This window comes from Nonlabens dokdonensis, assembly GCF_002162835.1.
Taxonomy (GTDB): Bacteria; Bacteroidota; Bacteroidia; order Flavobacteriales; family Flavobacteriaceae; genus Nonlabens; species Nonlabens dokdonensis_B.
Window position 1 is genome coordinate 1 of sequence record NZ_MAAX01000178.1, and the last position, 1,837, is coordinate 1,837.

1 protein-coding gene is annotated in these 1,837 nt (G+C 36.8%); it reads left to right on the forward strand.

What is annotated here, in order from left to right:
- Positions 1-268 precede the first annotated feature (268 nt).
- On the forward strand, positions 269-1,837 hold a 1,569-nt coding region (locus tag A9Q93_RS11635), incomplete at its 3' end, for a toprim domain-containing protein (protein ID WP_303687580.1).

A 1,837-nucleotide genomic window follows, 5' to 3' on the forward strand; every position in this document is an offset into this window, starting at 1 on the left:
GTTGTAAATTATTTTGATGGAGAATGCAGTTCGTCGATGTTTTTATCTTGAACACATCGTTTTTAATTCAATAAATTGTTATTTTAATACTTGCAGGTGGCATTTTTGGATGGTAAAATCTTGTTATTTAACTCTAATAATTTTCACATTGGACAGCTACATATTTATTCACATAGGCATAGAAAAAAATGTTAATTAATTCCGCTTTCGCGAAAGCGATATCAACCTAACAATTGTTATATTTCCACATATCACAGATTTTATTTTAATGGACGGAACTACTAAATATACCGAGGACAATATACGGTCGCTGGACTGGAAAGAACATATAAGAATGCGTCCTGGAATGTATATCGGTAAGCTAGGCGATGGCTCTAGTGCTGATGATGGTATCTACATCTTATTGAAAGAAGTTATCGATAACTCTATCGATGAATATGTCATGGGAGCTGGTAAAACTATTGAGGTCTCCATTCAAGGTGAGCGCGTTATAGTGAGAGATTATGGGCGTGGTATCCCTTTAGGTAAAGTGGTAGATGTAGTTTCTAAAATGAATACCGGTGGTAAATATGATTCTAAAGCCTTTAAAAAATCGGTAGGTCTTAATGGGGTAGGAACTAAAGCGGTTAACGCACTGTCATCCTATTTTAGAGTAGAATCTTCACGAGAAGGAAAAAGCGCTAGTGCAGAGTTTGAGCGTGGCGAACTCACAGGAAAGGAATTTCTGGAAGAAACAACAAGGCGTAAGGGAACTAAAATGACCTTTGTGCCAGATGGTGAAATCTTCAAAAATTTTAAATACCGTCCTGAGTATGTAGTACGCATGTTAAAGTATTACGTTTATCTCAATCCAGGACTTACGATAATTTTTAATGGTGAGAAATACTATTCAGAGCATGGATTAAAAGATCTATTAGGAGAAACAATTGCAGAGAGTGATCGTTTATATCCTATTATCCATCTCAGATCTGATGACATTGAAGTGGCTATGACTCATAGTAGGACGCAATACAGCGAGGAATATCACTCCTTTGCAAATGGTCAGAATACTACTCAAGGAGGAACCCATCAAGCGGCTTTTAGAGAAAGTGTGGTACGAACCATAAGGGAATTTTACGGTAAAAATTATGAAGCTAGTGATATACGTAAGTCTATTGTAAGCGCTATCGCTATAAAAGTTATGGAACCGGTATTTGAGTCCCAGACTAAAACCAAATTAGGTTCTACTGAAATGGGAGGCGACCTACCTACGGTACGTACCTTTATCAATGATTTTATAAAAACACAGCTAGATAATTACTTACATAAGAATCCGCCGGTAGCAGAGGCTTTACAGAAAAAAATTATCCAGGCAGAACGAGAACGTAAAGAATTATCTGGAATTAGAAAATTAGCACGTGATCGTGCTAAAAAGGCCAGCCTACACAACAAAAAACTACGTGACTGCCGTGTTCATTTAGGAGATACTAAAAAAGATAACAATCTAGACAGTACTCTTTTTATTACCGAGGGAGATTCCGCTAGTGGATCGATAACAAAATCACGTAATGTGAATACACAAGCAGTTTTCTCTTTAAGAGGAAAGCCTTTGAATTCTTATAACATGAGCAAGAAAATTGTTTATGAAAATGAAGAATTTAACTTGTTGCAAGCAGCGTTAAACATCGAGGACAGTATGGAAGACCTGCGATACAACAAAATCGTAATCGCAACTGATGCCGATGTGGATGGAATGCACATAAGACTATTGCTCATCACTTTTTTCTTGCAGTTTTTCCCAGAGCTGATCAAAAAAGGTCATTTGTATATTCTGCAAACGCCATTATTTAGAGTTCGT